The organism is Microcoleus sp. MOSTC5, from assembly GCF_036701825.1.
In the GTDB taxonomy this organism is placed as follows: domain Bacteria; phylum Cyanobacteriota; class Cyanobacteriia; order Cyanobacteriales; family Microcoleaceae; genus Microcoleus; species Microcoleus asticus.
Genome location: NZ_JAUBRK010000020.1, coordinates 34472 through 52542 on the forward strand (window position 1 = coordinate 34472; position 18071 = coordinate 52542).

The 18071-nt window shown below is 45.1% G+C and carries 18 protein-coding genes; 8 read left to right on the forward strand and 10 right to left on the reverse strand.

What is annotated here, in order from left to right; genetic code table 11:
* Positions 1–47: 47 nt before the first annotated feature.
* A complete protein-coding gene (locus QUA54_RS13125; protein ID WP_333414980.1) occupies positions 48–2438 on the reverse strand; it encodes an AAA family ATPase in 2391 nt (796 codons plus the stop codon).
* 109 nt (positions 2439–2547) lie between these two features.
* Positions 2548–3636 (reverse strand): ATP-binding protein, encoded by a 1089-nt coding sequence (locus QUA54_RS13130; RefSeq protein WP_333414981.1) that lies wholly within the window; start codon positions 3634–3636, stop codon positions 2548–2550.
* A gap of 137 nt (positions 3637–3773) precedes the next feature.
* On the opposite strand from QUA54_RS13130, the gene QUA54_RS13135 reads away from it, so the two are divergent.
* The gene (locus QUA54_RS13135) at positions 3774–4085 is read left to right on the forward strand and encodes a TRADD-N-associated membrane domain-containing protein (RefSeq protein ID WP_333414982.1); all 312 of its coding nucleotides are present in this window, start codon (positions 3774–3776) and stop codon (positions 4083–4085) included.
* A 132-nt stretch (positions 4086–4217) separates the two neighbouring features.
* Here QUA54_RS13135 and rbsK read toward each other — a convergent pair whose 3' ends face one another.
* Complete coding sequence (gene rbsK, locus QUA54_RS13140; RefSeq protein WP_333414983.1) at positions 4218–5138, reverse strand: ribokinase; 921 nt, start codon at positions 5136–5138, stop codon at positions 4218–4220.
* A gap of 293 nt (positions 5139–5431) precedes the next feature.
* On the opposite strand from rbsK, the gene nblR reads away from it, so the two are divergent.
* From nblR to QUA54_RS13160, 4 genes are all read left to right on the forward strand, one after another.
* On the forward strand, positions 5432–6127 hold the full coding sequence (nblR, locus tag QUA54_RS13145) for a response regulator transcription factor NblR (protein ID WP_172189432.1): 696 nt from the start codon (positions 5432–5434) through the stop codon (positions 6125–6127).
* Positions 6128–6228: 101 nt separating this feature from the next.
* Positions 6229–6765 (forward strand): DUF192 domain-containing protein, encoded by a 537-nt coding sequence (locus tag QUA54_RS13150; protein WP_333414984.1) that lies wholly within the window; start codon positions 6229–6231, stop codon positions 6763–6765.
* Between the two features lie 651 nt (positions 6766–7416).
* Positions 7417–7548: a hypothetical protein gene (locus QUA54_RS13155; protein WP_281363550.1), complete on the forward strand. Its 132-nt coding sequence runs from the start codon at positions 7417–7419 to the stop codon at positions 7546–7548.
* 180 nt (positions 7549–7728) lie between these two features.
* Positions 7729–7941 carry a DUF2949 domain-containing protein gene (locus QUA54_RS13160; RefSeq protein ID WP_172189436.1) on the forward strand — a complete coding sequence of 71 codons (213 nt, stop codon included), beginning with the start codon at positions 7729–7731 and terminating at the stop codon, positions 7939–7941.
* Positions 7942–7996: 55 nt separating this feature from the next.
* Here the strand turns inward: QUA54_RS13160 and QUA54_RS13165 are convergent, their stop codons facing one another.
* Together QUA54_RS13165 and QUA54_RS13170 are read right to left on the reverse strand one after the other, a co-directional pair.
* A complete protein-coding gene (locus QUA54_RS13165) occupies positions 7997–9154 on the reverse strand; it encodes an alanine--glyoxylate aminotransferase family protein (protein WP_333414985.1) in 1158 nt (385 codons plus the stop codon).
* Between the two features lie 78 nt (positions 9155–9232).
* Positions 9233–9478: a DUF5340 domain-containing protein gene (locus tag QUA54_RS13170; protein ID WP_041623669.1), complete on the reverse strand. Its 246-nt coding sequence runs from the start codon at positions 9476–9478 to the stop codon at positions 9233–9235.
* Here QUA54_RS13170 and QUA54_RS13175 point away from each other — a divergent pair.
* Positions 9477–9665, forward strand: coding sequence for a hypothetical protein (locus QUA54_RS13175; protein WP_333414986.1), 189 nt, complete (start codon positions 9477–9479; stop codon positions 9663–9665). The genes QUA54_RS13170 and QUA54_RS13175 overlap by 2 nt on opposite strands.
* A gap of 163 nt (positions 9666–9828) precedes the next feature.
* On the opposite strand, the gene trpC is transcribed toward QUA54_RS13175, so the two are convergent.
* From trpC to QUA54_RS13195, 4 genes are all read right to left on the reverse strand, one after another.
* Positions 9829–10728: an indole-3-glycerol phosphate synthase TrpC gene (trpC, locus tag QUA54_RS13180; protein WP_333415031.1), complete on the reverse strand. Its 900-nt coding sequence runs from the start codon at positions 10726–10728 to the stop codon at positions 9829–9831.
* Between the two features lie 58 nt (positions 10729–10786).
* Positions 10787–11212, reverse strand: a complete 426-nt coding sequence (locus QUA54_RS13185; RefSeq protein WP_333414987.1) for a transcriptional regulator — start codon at positions 11210–11212, stop codon at positions 10787–10789.
* 43 nt (positions 11213–11255) lie between these two features.
* Positions 11256–11474 carry a type II toxin-antitoxin system HigB family toxin gene (locus QUA54_RS13190; RefSeq protein WP_333414988.1) on the reverse strand — a complete coding sequence of 73 codons (219 nt, stop codon included), beginning with the start codon at positions 11472–11474 and terminating at the stop codon, positions 11256–11258.
* Positions 11475–11547: 73 nt separating this feature from the next.
* A complete protein-coding gene (locus QUA54_RS13195; RefSeq protein WP_333414989.1) occupies positions 11548–13011 on the reverse strand; it encodes an NB-ARC domain-containing protein in 1464 nt (487 codons plus the stop codon).
* 247 nt (positions 13012–13258) lie between these two features.
* Here QUA54_RS13195 and QUA54_RS13200 point away from each other — a divergent pair, with 247 nt between their 5' ends.
* Together QUA54_RS13200 and QUA54_RS13205 are read left to right on the forward strand one after the other, a co-directional pair.
* Complete coding sequence (locus QUA54_RS13200) at positions 13259–15760, forward strand: hypothetical protein (protein ID WP_333414990.1); 2502 nt, start codon at positions 13259–13261, stop codon at positions 15758–15760.
* 152 nt (positions 15761–15912) lie between these two features.
* Positions 15913–16365 carry a nucleotidyltransferase domain-containing protein gene (locus QUA54_RS13205; RefSeq protein WP_333414991.1) on the forward strand — a complete coding sequence of 151 codons (453 nt, stop codon included), beginning with the start codon at positions 15913–15915 and terminating at the stop codon, positions 16363–16365.
* A 91-nt stretch (positions 16366–16456) separates the two neighbouring features.
* Here the strand turns inward: QUA54_RS13205 and lpdA are convergent, their stop codons facing one another.
* Positions 16457–17893: a dihydrolipoyl dehydrogenase gene (lpdA, locus tag QUA54_RS13210; RefSeq protein WP_333414992.1), complete on the reverse strand. Its 1437-nt coding sequence runs from the start codon at positions 17891–17893 to the stop codon at positions 16457–16459.
* Between the last annotated feature and the right edge of the window lie 178 nt (positions 17894–18071).

The window sequence follows — 18071 nt, forward strand, 5'->3', positions numbered from 1 at the left end:
ACACTGTTGTGTCCCTACAGGCAATATCCTCTTACTCTCGCCGTAGACTACTGGACAGACAGAGATGATGCAAACCAGCGGCGAATTAATTCAACTTGGAAACGGTAGCCCTCACTAACTTCCTCAATCAATTCGCGTTGCAGAAGTAAATTGAGAGCATCGGATTTATCGGGAAAGTTTTGCAAAATAGTTAATCGGCTGACTGTTGCCCCTTCTCCTTGTGCGGCCAAAAACTGCAAAATAGCTAATCCTGCTGCATCTACTTGATTGCTTTGAATATCGGCAAAAAAGAAACGACCAACACTTAAAGCGTCTGGTATTGCTGCTTCTACATCGGCTAAAGTTGCCAGTCGGCGGATAGATGGATTTTGCTCGTTTTTTAGTGCGATAATTTCAGCGCAGAGGAGTTGTATTAGGAAAGGGTGACAGCGGGTGAGTTGCAAAACTCGATCGACCGCATTGGGTTCGTAACGCAGGGTAAAATCTTGGACGGGGTGCTCAATTAGTTGACGCGCTTCGGGTTGTTTCAGGTAGCTGATATGAACGACTTGGACATTGATTAAATAGCTAGCCCAACGCTGAAATTCTTCTATTGTATGGGAACCAGCTAGCAGCACCTTGAAGCGGGGACGATGTTGAATCAGGTGACGCAACATTCCCAGAACATCCTCCTGATCAAAGCGTCCTTTTGTGATGGCATTATCTAGCGCCTCGAATTCATCCAAGGTAAGCAGGGCAATATTTTCTTGTAGCACTTCTTCTACTTTGTCCAGCCATTCATCAAAGCGGGTGAAAGGGTCATCTTCCAGTGTTTTGCGGTCAAGAGATGGGAGAGTGAAGGCACTTTGGCGCTTGGCTGAGTCTGCCATACTCCTAGCGATATTGTAGAGAAAACCAGCATAATCAGTCGTTGATGAAACTGGGCCTTGCAAGTCTACAAACATGGGAATGATAGTGCTGGGTAGCAAGCGTCCCAGGTTGTTGAGGAGGGATGTTTTGCCCATGCGCCGCTGACCGTAGAGTAGCAAGGGAGGGCGGCGGCGGTCTAGGAGTAATTGCTCGATACGCGTACCAATGTCAGCACGTCCGGTGAAGATTTCCTGTTGTTCTGTCAGGGGTACGCCGATGATATAAGGGTTGTCGATTTCTTGTCGTAGTTCAACTGCTTTCGCCTGTTCTTGCAAATAGTTGGTGACAATTTCATACCAACTATTTGCAATAGGGCGAAAACGTACTGCATATTTGTCACCACTGCGGGTCAATTCTCGAATTAAACCATTTAATCTTTCTGCTACAGCACTGAGGGCTAAACGCTGGTTGTAAGCACTATTTTGGTTGAGGGCTGCTGCTACATCCTCGCTGATGCTACTAAAACTACTTAGGAGGGAACTAACTGGACTATTCAGTTCTCCAATGGCTAGAGTGCGGTAGGCGTTAGGGATAGCAGCTACATCCGTACAACGTTCTAATTCCCGTGCATCAAGTTCAATTTGTACAGCTTGTGCAGCCCAACGCTGACGACTGGTACTTAAATAGTTGAGTGCAGCTTTGCCCTCTTCTGGGTTACGCTCTATTACGAAGAGAACGTGGTGGTCTAAGCCTTGCAGGGGAAAGCGCTGCCACTCATCCCAAAAAGCAGAATGGCAACGTAAGAAACTGGGTTTAGTAGTTGTGCGTCGTGTGTCTAGTTGGTAAAGCAGAATATTCCATCCCGTGAGGAAAGGATACAGTACCACTGGCAGCCATAAGTTAATAGTTATTCCGACGCCCAACACCACGCCCGACGCCACGCCCCACCCCACGCCCGACGCCACGCCCCACCCCACGCCCCACCCCACGCTCAACACCACGCCCAACACCACGCCCAACCCCACGCTCCGCACGAGATCCCACACGAAGCGCAACCCCACGCGCAACCCCACGCCCAACGCCACGCCCGACGCGACGCCCAACGCCACGCCCAACGCCACGCCCGACGCCACGCCCAACGCCACGCCCGACGCCACGCCCAACGCCACGCCGAACGCCACGCCACGCCGGACGCCGGACGCCACGCCGAACGCCACGCCATAGGCCACGCCCGACGCCACGCCCGACGCCACGCCCGACGCCACGCCCGACGCCACGCCTGACGCAATCTTTTCTACTGGCGCGCCTAGTAGCCAAAGCACTAAGGCAACAACAATTGAATTAGCTAGGACAGGCAAAACCAGGAATGCTTGTATTAGTAGCTTCCACAAAGCTGGATTTTGCCATCTTAAACGTCTTTTAATCTTAGATTCGGTGTCTAAAGCAGGGTCAATACGCTTGAGATGATTTTGCCAAGCCGAGGGACGAAAGAAAAGCCAGAACAGCAGTTGCAGGCTACCCAGAATTAGGTTGGGATGCTGTTCTGGTGAATCGGTGTAGGCGTTGCGCGGCACATTTGGCGAGGTCATCCGATTTTAGATTTTAGATTTTAGATTGAACCCACAGATAAATGCGAGGGCTGGCTATCAAATAGCTTTACGTACTTAATTTTGAGTAGTTTCATAAATATAACGATCGCTAGACAAATTTCTCAAATAAATGAGTGAAGGGCTGCATCTGTTGTAACCCTTCTTCACGCCACTTATCCCCCATTTTCCCCTCTTCCAGACTAAATAATCGTTCTCGACAAAGAATTTGCAGCAGCAGAGGCCAGCATTTACTTTGAGTCAAAATCCACTCGACATCCTCAGCCGGAAAAGGCATGGGCGAACTGGCTATCAACTCGCGCGCTTCAGCTTCAGTCAAAGCACCCAGAGTTGTGGTATATCCAAAAATATTGAAAAAAGGCGAACTATGTCCGGTGCTACGCGCTAATTCGATCGGCGAGTCTGGAGTTGCCAAGACAAAGCCTAAATTCCCATTGGTTTGGTTTGTTGCCAAAGAGCGTAAACTCTCCCAAAACCCATCATCTAATTCGGGACAGCGTTGCAATCCTGCGCCAATTTCATCTAATAGGATGACTGTAGGGTGACGTAAATTACTGCTAACCGCATCCATAAATCTATCTAAGTCGCAAGGGTTAGGTACTGACATTTTTAGGCATTCTAAAATGTAGCGCAGCAGCCCTTCCCGACTCTGCCGTCGCGCATCTTGAAAATCTACGAAAATCCAACGATAGTTTTCTGGAGAGGGCAACCAGTCAGATTTTTGACCGCGGCGCAACTGTTCTGTTGGGGTGGTGGTAATATTTTTCAAGTATTGCAGCAAAGAAGTCTTGCCACTGCGCCTCTTGCCGATAATCGCAGCATTTTGCAGGGGACGGCGTTTCAGTAAGTCGAATAGGCGTTTTAGTTCCTTCTGCCGCCCGAAAAAGTAGCGCGGATGGGTGATGGGAGTGCCAGTGATGAAAGCGGAGGTTTCCTCAAAGATTTGCTTAGGGATAGTTTCGTCTTGATGCGCGATATTTCTCCATTCATACCCCAATCTTTCGCTAATTTCCAGAAAATTTATATAATCAACAGGTTTACCCACAAGAAAGTTCTTGACTGTGGATAGCCCAATGCCCAATTCTTCAGCCAAAGCCTTCTGACTCGGAAAGCCGTTGCGTCCTAAGGCCGATTTGAGTTGTTCGATACACCCTGGAGAAACTTTGAGCGATCGCCCCATGATGCCTCTACAGAAAATTACTCATCCGAATTATAGATTTAATCTCAACTACAAGTCAACCAACAAGTCAACCTCACTCGACTCTGAACTCAACCTTGCTTGATTTTTAATAGAATAGTAGCGTTGAATTTACACCTATGTCGGACAATAAATTACATCCCAAGCAAGCACCATCCTCCGATGATTCTGCCAAGCTCGATCGCAAGATTATTCAAGACGGTCGGCGTCAAGGGCGTTGGATTTCTAACGCAACTCTTGCATTCATCATTGCCAGCAATTTTGTCAATATTTTATGCATCGGATTGTTGTTTTTTGGCAAAGTTCCAGAAGGAACAATTACCGCGACTAGCGGCTTAACAACAAATATTGTTAGCTTGCTGGTCATGTTTGCGAAAGAAAATAACGATCGACTCGATCGCCTAGCCAAAGAATTCAAAGACGACGATTAAATAAAAATCGTTAAAGTAGGGTGCGCCTTCCGCACCTGACAAGTTACAAATTCAACTAATGCGCGCTTTACAAGTCAAAGTAGGGTGCGCCTTCCGCACCTGACAAATTCAACTAATACGCACCTGACAAATTCAAATTAAATTATGCAAAAATTTCTCAAAAGTTGCGCGCTCTGGCATAGCACCTTGAGCACCCACTTTAGTTGTGCACAGAGCGCCCGCTGCTGCGCCCCACCGCACCGCCTCTGACAAGGACAGACCGGCATCTAATGCAGAGGCCAACCCGCCGTTAAAAGCATCGCCAGCAGCCACAGTGTCGATCGCCTCCACAGCAAAAGCGGGTACAAAAAAGGTTTCATCCGCCGTAACAGCCACAGCCCCGCGATCGCCCAATTTGACAATAACATTCTTGACACCGCGCTCCTGCAAGTGTTTGGCAGCTACAATCGCTGTTTCCGTGTCATTCACCCGAAAACCCACTAACTGGCTGGCTTCCACTTCATTCGGCGTGATAATGTCAATTAGCGGATAAAGTTCGATCGGCAAATCCGCCCTAGCCGGTGCTGGATCGAGAATAACTCGCACCCCCGCTTCACGAGCAGCTTTCGCAGCTTTTTGGACAACTTCCAGGGGAATTTCTAACTGTAACAGTAAGGATGTAGCTGCTGTTAAGAGTTTTTTGAGACGTTCTAGATCTGCTTCACCGACATTGTTATTCGCACCCGGAATCACAATAATATTATTTTGACCTGTCTCGTCTACGGCGATAATTGCCACTCCTGAATGAGTGTTTTGGTCGATTAATACATTGTCTGTATTTACCCCATAAGATTGTAAATTTGTCAATAATTCTTCAGCAAATTTATCTTTGCCGACGCGGCCGATGATGTGGGTGGAAATGCCGAGACGGGCGGAGGCGACAGCTTGATTTGCTCCTTTGCCGCCGCCGGCCGTGAAAAAATTGCTACCGATGATTGTTTCGCCCGGCTGCGGCAACCGGGGAGTTTTTGCTGCTAGGTCGATGTTGATACTGCCGAATACGATGATGGTCATAATTTAAATTGGGAATTGGGCATGGGGCATGGGCCATGGGGCCTTATAGAATTGGGAATGGGTAATGGGTAGCAACTCGCAAATAACCCATAACGAATAGACATCTCCCATAATTATCGTGGAACAGGCAGGAGGCCTGTTCAAAATCTGCTTTTTAGGAGAAGTCTAATAACAACAGTCAACGGCCAACAAACAACAGCTAACAGCCAACACTCAACAGCCAACACTCAACAGCCAACAACCAACGGCCATCAAACGTGCTAGAACAGTTATGGTCTCCACCGGTCAATTCAATGGCTGCAATTACTCTCGATCGCAATCCCTGTGTCCTGCTAGTTGAAACAGACGAAGTTCTCGCCGGACACTTGAGTCTCGACTTAAAATCCTCCGGCTACGAACCGGTAGTGGCTTCTAATACCGCCACCGGCCAACATTTAGCCCATGAATTGCAGCCAGCTTTGATTGTAATCGATCGGATACTTGGCCCTGAGTCGGGGCTGTCACTGTGTTCTTACCTCAGAAGTATTGGCAATCGGGTGCCGGTACTGCTATTGGTCGGTCGCGATACAGTTGACGATCGCGTAGCTTGTCTGGAAGCTGGCGCGGATGATTATTTTCTCAAACCTTACCGCACTGAGGAGTTTTTGCAGTTGGTGCGCTTGTATTTGCAGCCGGATAACACCAGCAACGAACAATTGAGGTTTGGCGATTTAGTTTTGGATTTAGCCTCTAGGCGGGCCCTGCGCAACGGACGGGCGATCGACCTGACGATGAAGGAATTTGAGCTGCTAAAGTATTTGATGGAACATCCCCGCGAGGTTTTGACTCGGGAACAAATTCTGGAAAATGTTTGGGGTTACGACTTTTTGGGCGAGTCGAATGTGATTGAGGTTTACATCCGCTATCTGCGCCTCAAGATCGAAGATGAGGGCGAAAAGCGCTTGATTCAGACGGTGCGCGGTGTTGGCTACGTGATGCGCGAATCTTGAAGCAGTCAGTTGACAGTTGACAGTTGAGAGTTGACAGTTGGTTCCTATGTCCAATTGCCAATTCCCAATCTAAAATCTAAAATCTAAAATCTAAAATCATTATGAATTATTTAGGTAATTTGCTGAGTATTGCGGTAATTCTATTTTTGCTGGGATGTTCGCCGACTTTACCTGTTGCGAATACTGGTGCTACTGGTATTTTGGCGTCGCAGTCTCCGACGGCGACAACATCGGGTCAAGTGCTGCCTGTTTCTGCTAGAGCTCGGATAGCCGATCGCCCGTCAGCGGAGCCCTCGAAGAGGATTGAACTCGAAGTGGCGAAAACAGTGGAACAACAGGCTATGGGTTTAATGTACAGAACTTCTTTGCCGGATGACAGAGGAATGCTGTTTGAGTTTAAATCGGCGCGGCAGGTCAATTTTTGGATGAAAAATTGCAAGATTTCTCTGGATATGATTTTTCTGCGGAATGGGGTGGTTGAGGCGATCGAAGTTTCTGCACCTCCTTGTACTGCCGATCCTTGTCCTACCTACGGGCCCAACACTGTTGTCGATCGAGTTATTGAACTCCGGGGCGGGCGAGCTGCTGAACTCGGTGTCAAAGTGGGCGATCGTATTGAAATCGAGTTTTTCCAGTAAAACTACGGATTGTTTCAGTTGGCGATTGTATAGGGGCTAGAAACCTGGTTTCTTGCGATATTTGTCGTTACTCAACCCAAAATTTCCTAGAAACCCGGTTTCTGAGGTCAACCTGCCTCAGCGAACTAAGTTTTGAGGTTGTAGTCTGAAACCCTTATTCTCCGGTTGGCAATCAAAAAATGTCCAAACTGTTGTTCTAGTAAAACCTGCACACAAACACAATCCCCCAGAGATCCGCCTGCCTTCGGAATACCGAATAAAATTTAGAAACTTTACAAAAATTGATTAAATTTGTTAAAACTTTAATGTAAAATTCAATACAAACACCAACAGATTTGCTACGATGTCGATCTCAGCCAGTCTGGAGTTGAGCTTGTTTGCGGAAGCTGTAGATAGTTGGTCGCGGGTATGAGACGAGTCAGCGATTCGTTACCAATCCTGAGAGACGATACTCAGCCTCAAGAGGTAGCAGCACGAAAAGAAATTCTCTGGGACTTCTGAACTTCGAGCTAAATCTACTAAACCTATCGGAAGTAAAATGCTACAAGCCTAGTTATTTGGCAAAGTTAACTTCTGGTAGCAGGTTGGGGTTGGATCGAAATATCTAACCAATGTTTCGGAAGTAGATTTGCGGATTCTGCATTTGGGCAGATGAAGTTAAACTCTGAACCTGGTTTATTAGTTTTAGGTAGCAGAATTTATTCCGATTCGCGCTGCAAAGATGCCGAGGTATTCAGTTTAGATTCGATCGCGCTGGCAGCAGCAAAAGTGCAAAACCTTTAGCTTTTTGGAAAAGGTTGGCTTTATAGTCGCACTCAGCATTACATTTGGCAGTTTCAACTGCCAATACTGTTAAAACAGTTATCTACGGTTACAAGACAGATTTAAAACTGGCTTATTACTAATCACAAAACATCAGGTTCCCATTAGAAAATGGTGTCCTATACTTAGAGGTGAAATCAGATGGCATCCGCTACATACACTCGATTAATTCGATTTTTACAAGAAGATTTGGCAATTTCTCCCGCGTCAATTGCTGTCGCCGAACGTGGCGGTGACAAACAGCGCCAGCGCGATAAAGACCCGAATTCCTTGCCGATGGTTCTGTGGCAATACGGTTTAGTCACTCTCGAACAGTTGGATAAAATCTTTGATTGGTTATCCGAAGCATATTAAAAGGATTTTAGATTTTAGAGACAATCCAAAATCCAAAATCCTTTAACAACTGAGATTAGGATTCAGCCAAGAATTTGGCAGCAGCGGCAACGCCGGCACCAGGAGTATAGCCTTCATGGCCCAATTCTCGCAACACCGCCTCTAAAGAGGAAATTGCTGCTAGGATATCGCGATCGGACACAAAGCCCAAATGGCCGATTCGGAAGATTTTACCTTTCAAATGGTCTTGTCCGTCGGCGAGAGCAATGTCAAATCTTTTTCTCATCAACGTCCGCACTTTTTGAGCATCTACCGATTCTGGTGGCATAACCGAGGTAATCGCAGGGCTGGCGGCATCGTCAGCGGCAAACAAGGGCAAACCTAAAGCTTTTACAGCAGCGCGAGTAATTGTCATCAACCGTTTGTGCCGGGCGAAAACGTTTTCTAATCCTTCGGCTTTCATCATCTGCAATGTTACTTGCAGTGCAAAAAACATATTGACCGGCGGAGTAAAAGGAGTGGTATTTTTGGCAGCTTCTTTGCGGTATTTGCCCAAATCTAAATAATAGCGGGGCAGTTTCGCAGTTTTGTAAGCTTCCCAAGCTTTGGGACTAACGGCCACAAAACCCAAACCCGGGGGAATCATGTAAGCTTTCTGAGAACCCGAAGCAATGACATCGATGCCCCAAGCGTCCATCGGAATATTGACAGCCCCTAAGCTAGTGACAGCATCGACCATAATTAAAGCTTCACCGTGGGCTTTAACGTGGCGGTTGATGGTTTCGAGGTCGTTGAGGACACCGGTGGAGGTTTCCGAGTGGGTGATGATGACAGCTTTGATTTGCTTCTCTGTATCTGCTTCGAGTTTTTCGCGGAAGTGTTCGGGGTTTAAAGGTTGGCCCCACTCAGCTTTAATAATTTCGGCGTTTAAACCGTAAGCTTCGGCAACTTCAGCCCAGCGTTCACCAAATTTGCCGTTAGTACCGACTAAAACTCGATCGCCCCCACTCAGGAAATTAATTATCCCAGCTTCCATCGCCCCGGTACCGGAAACGGTTAAACTCAGCACGTCGCTGCTGGTTTGGTGCAACCATTTGAGATTTTCGGTACAATCTGCAAAAATCGCGTCAAATTCCTTGCTGCGGTGGCCCATCGGGTGTTTTGCCATCGCTAACAATGCCGCTTCCGGCACCGGCGTCGGGCCGGGAATCATCAGCATTAATTTGTTGTCCATGATATTGTCCTAACTTTTCCTGTGGGAGTTATATAGAATAAATCAAATACGATACGTCACGTCGCTACTCTAAGTTTTTTAACTTTTAACTCCCTTGTGGTTAATTTCATTTAGAGACCAGCGGTGTTCTACCGCTAAGTTCGATCGCTCGCAGCTTTGTTCTAATTGCTTTTGAATGGCAAGGGCTTTGCGCAGGGTAATAATAAGTTGGTGAACTTGTTGCTGCTGCGGCGATTGTGGACTGACAGCAAACATTGTTTTGCGTTCTAACAATTGAAGTAGCAATTCATAATGAATGTACGAAGGAAGGGGGATTGGCTCCATGAAAGCTAACATACCTCAGCGAACCGACACCCCATTGCAATTGCATGAGGCATCACAGGTGAACATTAGATGCCCGATTTTTTATTTGTTTTCTCACCGTACAAAAACCCCTGCTTTGCCGATCGAATATTCGGGGCTGGGTGCGTTGGACACGCTAAATCTTGCGATCGACAGGCTTACAGAATAGATTTAATTGCTTTCTGGCAAAATATTTCTATGCCATGTAGCTTTGAGTGCTATTTCTTTTTTACAGTAGCGCTTGAGTCGATGCAGGCTAGAAATTCTCATTATTTACCTACTTAATCACTTTTTATCAGAATTAAGGGGGATTTGTCAAGCGGTCTCGCCTTTCACAGACCCGGATGGGCTTCCACAAGGGAGGCTAAAGCGGCGCCTGGATCGGGCTGTTTGACCAGAGATTCGCCGATGAGGACGGCTTCTGCTCCGGCGCTGGCAAGTTGAGTTAGGTCGTCGGGAGTGTGGATTCCTGACTCGCTGACGATGAGGATGCCTTTTGCTTGGATTTCGGTTTGGCGCGAGGCTAATAGTTGGCTGGTGGTTTCTAGGCTGACGGAAAAGTCTGCTAGGTTGCGGTTGTTGATACCGATCAGGTTGACGCCTTCTAGGGTTAATACTCGATCGAGTTCTTCGAGAGTGTGAACTTCTATTAAAGCTGTCATGCCCAGAGTCTTGACAATTTTGACAAAATATTGTAAGTCTTTGTCAGATAGAATAGCGGCGATTAACAAAACAGCATCAGCGCCGTGAATGCGGGCGAGATAGATTTGGTAGGGATAGATAATAAACTCTTTGCAAAGCAGGGGTAAATCGACGGCGGTACGGATTTTAGCTAGGTTTTCAAAGCTGCCTTGAAAGAACTTTTCATCGGTGAGTACGGAGATGCAGCTAGCGCCGTTTTGTTGGTAAGCTAGGGCGATCGCCACTGGGTCGAAATCTTCGCGAATTACTCCTTTGCTAGGGGAAGCTTTTTTGACTTCGGCGATGATAGCGGGTGTGGTTTTGCCGTTTTTAAGGGCGGCAAGAAAGTCGCGAGTAGGCGGTGCAAAGGGGAGTTTTTTGTGAAGTTCGGATAAGGGAGTGCGATCGCGCTTTTGGGCCACTTCAGCTTCTTTTTGCCAGACGATTTCTTCGAGGATGTGCTGGGGCTCGGCGTCGGGTACGGCGATTTGGTAGCTGAGGTAGAGTACGGAGACTGATGTGCTGGGGGGACGGCGGCGGATTTGAAGCATGATAGGGGGATAAAGGGCGATCGTAACAAGTTTCAACGTATTATATAATGGTTTACAATTAATCAAACAGAAACAAACCCGGATTTACATGAAAAAATTTTCCCAAAGCCTCAGCTTGTTTTTTGCTAATTTCTAGCTGACCGTTAACGAGTTCAGTTACCGTCTCAACTGTGCCAATAATTTCTACTAAATCTGCTAGTTTTAAACTTCTAGCATCCATCAAATGAAGAAGTCTTGAGTGGGGAGTTGAAGCATTCAGTTGATAGTGAGTTTCTTCATAATCCTCAATTAGTTTGACTAAAAGTTCTAACAGAATATCTTCTTCGGAAGTTAGATTTTCCCGAGAGAGCAAGTTTTCAACTATTTCTAAAAAAGTTTCGTTTTCATCTTCATTTTTGATGATTCGAGGTTGATACTGAGAGAGCAGGCTGCTGTACCTGTCGGAGTCAAAAGTAAGGGTCATTTTTCCAGTTGTCTTTGTCATATTCTGCATGAGTCAAAATGTACTTGATATACACAATCTGCTTTTAATAGTTAAGACTTACGATTAAGCGATATTTATTTCCTTTGACATTGAAAATTGTAAAATTTCCAACTGCTTCAGCTTGAGGATACATAGTTTGAACATCAATAAGTTTAGTCCAGTTGGCTTGACTAGCAATCTTGTACCAATCATCGAGGGCTTCGCAGGAATCAGCATGATTTTGGCAGTAGTCTCTTAATTTTTTGCGGCTGATAACGTGCATTTAGCGATCGTTCAGATGTTTTGCAGATACCTAATTCTATCAAACTTAAGTGCGAACGGCTAAAACCCCAATTTTACGAAAAGGGCGATCGGGCTTCTTTTTCTATGTTTGGGCGGGAATAGTTAGTTTTGACATACTCTTTTAGTACCGGTTCAAGGGTAAAAAATGTGCGCTCGCCCTCCTGGATTTTTTCAACTAATGAACGCCGCCCCAAGGATTGCATAACTTTCAAAAATTGCGATCGAGATAATTGCAGATTCTCTGGCACTTTTGAGATGGAAACTGGCGCGGTTTCACTCGCTAGCCATGACATTACCTGTTTCTCCGACTCGGATAAGCGATTAAATGGCTGATGCAGTAAAGATTCTAAATCACCTAAAAATAGTGTATCCTCAGACAAAAATTCCGATAGGCTGCCGTTAAATAAATCTTGAATCATTGTCGCAACTATTTTTAACCACAAGGGATTGCCTCTGTATTGTTCAATTAGTTCTGACAATTTTGCATCTTCAGTTAAACCTTTTTCTCTAAGGATTTCCCCCGCTTCAGCACCTAAACCATTCAGTTGCAATGAGCGAATTGGCTGATTTTTGCCTTCTAATGCGGCGATTTCTCTAGGCTTTTCCGAACTGAGCAACACTAAACAACTATTGTGAGATAATTCTCCTACCTGTTTGAAGAGTGTGCCGTAATCTTCATATCCAGGTTGGTAAATACCAGCGAGTTGTCCGCTGCTATTTATCATTTGTACGTCATCGAGTATCAGCAGACAGCGGTATTTTTGCAAGTAGTTCAGTAGGGGCAATCCCCCCGTGGTTGCCCCATTCTCTGGGACAACCACGCCGTCGGCATTTGAAGCTGGCACGGGGGCGCAGCCCCAACTGAAACATTGAATGATACTTGTTTGAAGTATTGACAGGGGTGGAAATGTGGCGAGACTTCGCCAGATGATGAAATCAAATTCATGTTTGATTTGTTCTACTAGGTGTACGGCGAGTGCGGTTTTGCCAATGCCGATTATGCCGTGTATGGAGAGTAGGCGGGTGTTTTCTTGTAAAATCCACTGTTTGAGGGTGGTGAGTTCGGATGTGCGATCGTAAAAAATGCCAGACTTAGGCATTTCAGCTAAGAATTGACGCAATTTTGGTTCAGTGTTGCCTTTGTTTAGAGGTTCTTCATCGGTTGGTGAATTGGGGACTTTTAGGGACTGTGAATTATTTTCACAGAAGTTGACGTTACCAATGTGTACAAAGTCTTTATTAAAGTTCCAGAGATTTGAGAATTTTACTTCCTCCAATCTGACTCTAAAATTTGCTTTATTGACTTCTTCGCCTAATATTTTGGAAAATAGCTGCCATAATTCCGATGCAACATCCTTGACGTGACCTTCCGTACAGTGAAATTCATCTGCTATTTTTGAGTATTTCTGACCTTGCCAAGCATTACGAAGTATAGAGTGTTGTAGAGGTTCTAAGTGTTTTCCCGTATTGGCAAAAACTAAGTCATCGGCCAAATTTAAGATTTCCTGAGCGTCCATAGGTAGGCTAAATGTCGGATTTGTACTGATTTTATCCTACTTTTTAGGATTTTATCCTACTTTAGTAGGTTGTTTAATTTCCGACTTGACTAATTTGAAATTTTATTATAGAAATAAGGTAACTATAACTGACAGTGACATATAAACTTTGTAGGCAAGCGAAGTGAAATATTTAAACACAGTACGAAGATTCGCAAAAATCTCGACTCTATTTTTCCTGAGTGTATTCTTGACATATAGCTGTTCAATGACGGAAACTTTGTTTGAAAAAAAACTGGAGTTTCCCACCGCCAGATTAGAAATTAAAGTTACTAGCACACCATCTGGACAAGCTGATTTAGGCGCTGGTCAGGTTATGACCTTTGCTGAAGCCAAATCACTTAAATCTAATGGCACAAAGATCAGAATCCCGAACCCATCAGGTCAGTCTACTTCTGTTGTCGCAGCTAAATTTGGTAATGAAATCAGGCTGCTGGATTTTGTGATTCCAGGCGAACGCGAGCAGCCTGAATTGAGCTTTGAGTCAACGGCTAGAAGTTTGGTGTTTATGAACCCTATATTTTCTAGCTTGTCTTTCGAGCAGCGTGTTTCTGTGTTTAAAGCTGTTAGTAAAAATTCTCAATTTCAAGAGCTAGTGAAGCTGGTATCTGAGTCTCTGTCAATTTTAGACGAAAAAGCGATCGATCTATCCTCTGACATTGCTCTGTCAGTAGCAAAATCTCTGTTTGCAAAATCTCCTAGTGTTACAGCCCCTTCAAAGCCCAGTCCTGTAGTAACACCAGTAAAACCAAATAATTCTGCCAACCCTTTTGATCAAGTACAATTTCCGAAACCCGTGTGCGGTGACTCATTACCTGCAGACCCCAAAGCCTATCCTGTCAATCTGTATCCTGTTTTTGTGGATTACAGCGAGAGTAACCTACAAACAGTCACATCTAAATTTTGTCAAGATGCTTTATTAAAAACCATAGAGAAAACAGGTAAGCAGGCAGTACAGGTAGGCTCTTTTTTAACTGTTGACCGTGCTAATGCTTTTAAAGAGTTCATGCTCAAAAACATTGGAAGTGGTGAAGTTGGTGAAGAACCTACTGTAATAGAATTTCAACCTACATCAAAACTTAATAGCGACTTCAAAAATCTAGTTGCTGCTGATAATTCAAAATTGGGGTTGTTTGATTGGTTCGTGCCACCAGCCAATGCTCAATCAGGAACCAGCAAAATTAAATATGAGATTGCCCAGCAATTAGATAGAAATTCGGTACTTCTTGGTCAGGATACACCTCTAGTTTTACACGGGCTAGAATTGGAATCAACCTCAGATGGAATCAAGATTTCTGGGACTACTCCAGTCGCCCAACAGGTATTAGTTCTTCCTGCTGGGAAATTTCCTCCCTTTAAACAGGTAACTTCAGAAGATTACAAAAATGGTGGCATCCGTGAATCTGATATTGTTGCCGAAGAAATATTTTTATCAACTGACATAAACTTACCGTTCATAGACAACCAATTACCGAGTGAACCATTTAGTGAGATTCTCAAGCCTAAAACTGGGAGTTGGAAACCTGGTACTTACGATGTAATTATGTCGCCAGGTATTAAGTATAACAGAAACGGCAAGTATGAATTTGGAGCTTATGGTTGGAATAGGGGGGTAGCAGTGATAAATGCTTTTGCGGCATTTGATACCTGGCTCGATCTTAATCAATTAAAAGTAGGGGGAAATAAAATAGGGGGAAATGCAACTGAAACGCCTAAAGAAAAAATGATTAGAATAGCTACTAAATTAAATAAAGCAAATTTACTTAGAGATGATTGTGACAGAGATTTAATTAAGCAGAAAGAAGGTGATAACTCCTTTATTACTTTAATGAATTGTTTCGGAAAGCGAGCAAATATATTTCAAATTGCAGCGATTGTATATGATGTTGACGGCGATAAAATTGTGAGTGAATTATTCGGTAAATTATTTAATTTGCAGGGTAAACAGCATGAAAGCCTCTTGAAAAAAGTAGGTCAGGGAGGTAATTTATTACTTACCTTGGGTGATGCAGGCAAAAATACTTACACCAGCTTTATGATTGGTGAAAGTATGACTCGCGATATAGTCAAAGGGCCTTACATAGGTCAATTCACTGTTACAGAGATTCCACCAGATCCAGCACTTGTGGCATTATCTAACTCGACAAATATAGGAGAGTTTCAAGAAGTAAAAGTTAACTGCGATGCCAACCCTGCGGCTAAGTTCATAGATTTAGTTATTGAATGCGCCGTAAATGGATTATTATCCGTTAAAAATTATAGTAGTAGTTGGTATGAGATAGTTGAATCTGAAGGAGTATTAAGTCTGACACCTCCGGGTCAAGAAACTCTACTAGGTTCTTTTACTGGCACTCCTGGTAAAATAAATGATTACAATTTGAGAAAGCCTTTCTTCAAAGCTAAACCTGGTGGGGACTTTACTGGATATAGCGCAACTGTTCAAGCTAGAAAATATGCAGGCATACCTACAAGGAAGGTGGTGATTAACTGTGATAGTAATCCGATTGGGGTTTGGGGGACGGGCTTATTTCCTAGATGCACTTCCGAAGGAACATATGTTAAGGTAAGTTTTCAAGGACAACATGGAGTGCAAATCACTCTAGACAACGGGAAAATACTCGAATACGAAGCTGGTTTTTTGGGGCTGCCCTCATCAGGCTGGATTACTTCGGATCGTCGCTCAGTTGAGTTTACTATTACACCTAAGTAGTGAGTAATGCGAGCGCCAATTGGAGATGCCAATCTCCAAGTGATTGATGAAAACTGGCTCAGTGATCGGGAATCCCCTTTTGTTGTTGCCAAAATTCAGCCAGATTTGCAGCAGTTTGCCTAAAGTGCGCCCTTCAATCATTTACCACAAATATGATCGTTAACGATAAACTTAAGAACATACTGATGCAATTACGATCGCACTTCGAGCAACTCTACGGCGATCGCCTCACACAAATGGTGCTCTACGGTTCCCAAGCCAGAGGCGATGCACGCCCCGACTCTGATATTGATATTTTAGTCGTCCTCAAAGGGCAAGTAAACCCAGGCGAAGAAATTAAAATAACCAGCCACATTCGAGCCGATTTGTCGCTCCAAAATGATGAAGTCATTAGCTGTCTGTTTATGGACGAACAGCGATTTATACATTACAACGGGCCTTTATTGAGGAATATTCGCAAAGAGGGAATGTCATTTCTCAATCAGCCTTTGACGGGCGGGCAGGATGCCCACCCCACAAAAAAACTTACTCTTTGTGGAACAGGCATCTTGCCTGTTCAGGAGAATGCTAAAAGATGCAATTGCGAACACTTTCATCTCCTTTAACTTTCTCTACTGCCGCCCTACAACAGAATACTGAAATCCCCGACTTATTGAATAAGTCGGGGATATAAAACAATAAAACTGCCCCTACAGATTAATGACTACCCGCTCCAGCCGCCCGTTTGAAAGCCTCATCCAACACTTCCGAAAGCGTCGGGTGAGTGTGAACTCGGAATGCTAAATTGTTAACAGACTCGCGCTGGGCGATCGCATTTGCCGCCTCCTGAATTAAATCCGAAGCGTGCAAACCGAAAATGTGAACTCCCAACAACTCCCCAGTATCTTTCCGGAAAATCACCTTAGCCGTACCGTCAGTTTCCCCTTCAGCAATAGCTTTAGAATTTCCCTTAAAATAAGTCTTGACAGAAGCTACCTCAAACCCTTCAGTTTTTCCTAACTCCTTCGCCGCAGGTTCAGTCATCCCCACATAGCTAATTTCCGGGTGAGTAAACGCCGCCGCCGGGATACTCAAATAGTCAACTTCGCGGGCACGGCCACAAATATTTTCTACTGCGGCAATTCCCTGAGCAGACGCAGAATGCGCTAACATCATCTTGCCGTTAACATCGCCGATCGCCCACAAATTTTGCACCGGTTCTCCCGCCACCAAAACCTGCATCTTATCGTTAACTGGGATATAACCGCGCATCGTTTCCACGCCAACAGTTTCTAATCCCAAATTCTTGCTCACCGGAACTCTGCCAGTTGCTACCAAACAAGCATCAACTTCCAAAACTTCGACAACTTCCTTAGTTTTGAAATCAGCTAATTCAATAATTACCGGCGAACCTGGAATAATCTTCTTCGCCAACAACCCAACTTTTGTTTCAATATCGCGAGGTGCAATTAACACTCGTTCTGCCAACTTAGCAATATCCGGGTCAAAAGTCGGCATCAATTGGTCTAGAGCTTCAATCATCGTAATTTCGCAGCCCAGGGCCGTGTAAATATCCGAAAACTCCAAACCGATATAACCGCTGCCAATAATTGCAATCCACTTCGGCAGCGATTCCAACCTGACAGCATCGTCACTGGTAAATACAGTTTTGCCGTCAATTTCTATCCCGGGGGGGACAAAGGGAACTGAACCGGGAGCGAGAATAATATCCTTGGCAGTAATAGTTTTCTCGCCTTTATCCGTTTCGACGGTAATTTTTTGAGAACCGGCGATTTTGCCCCAACCTTGGATAGTATCGACGTTCAAACGTTTGAGGCTGTTGGTCAAGTCGCCGCGAAGTTTGCTAACAATGGTATTCGCGTGATTGGCGATCGCCCCGCGATCGAAATCTACACTCCCCAATTGAATTCCCAAAGTCTTCAGGTGGTGGGCATTCCGCAAATCTCGCACCCGCCCGGAAGCTGCCAACAGCGCCTTAGAGGGAATGCAGCCGCGGTTGACGCAAGTCCCGCCCATGTCTCCCGCTTCGATAATTGCCACTTTCAGCCCGCAGCTAACCGCGTGTATGGCCGCGCCGTGTCCGCCCACGCCAGCGCCGATAATTGCTAAATCGTAATCAAATCCCTGAGTCACCTTAAAATCTCCTAATGCCTTTGAAATCTTAGGACTCAAGCAAAAAACACCGTCTGTCCGTCCTTTCGAGCTGGCGCGTTGCCATCGCAACCCTTGAACAGCGGTAATAGTTGCGCAAGTCCTGTTTCCTTATTCTCGACTAGACTAGGGTTAATTAGACAACGAAAGAGCCGTAACT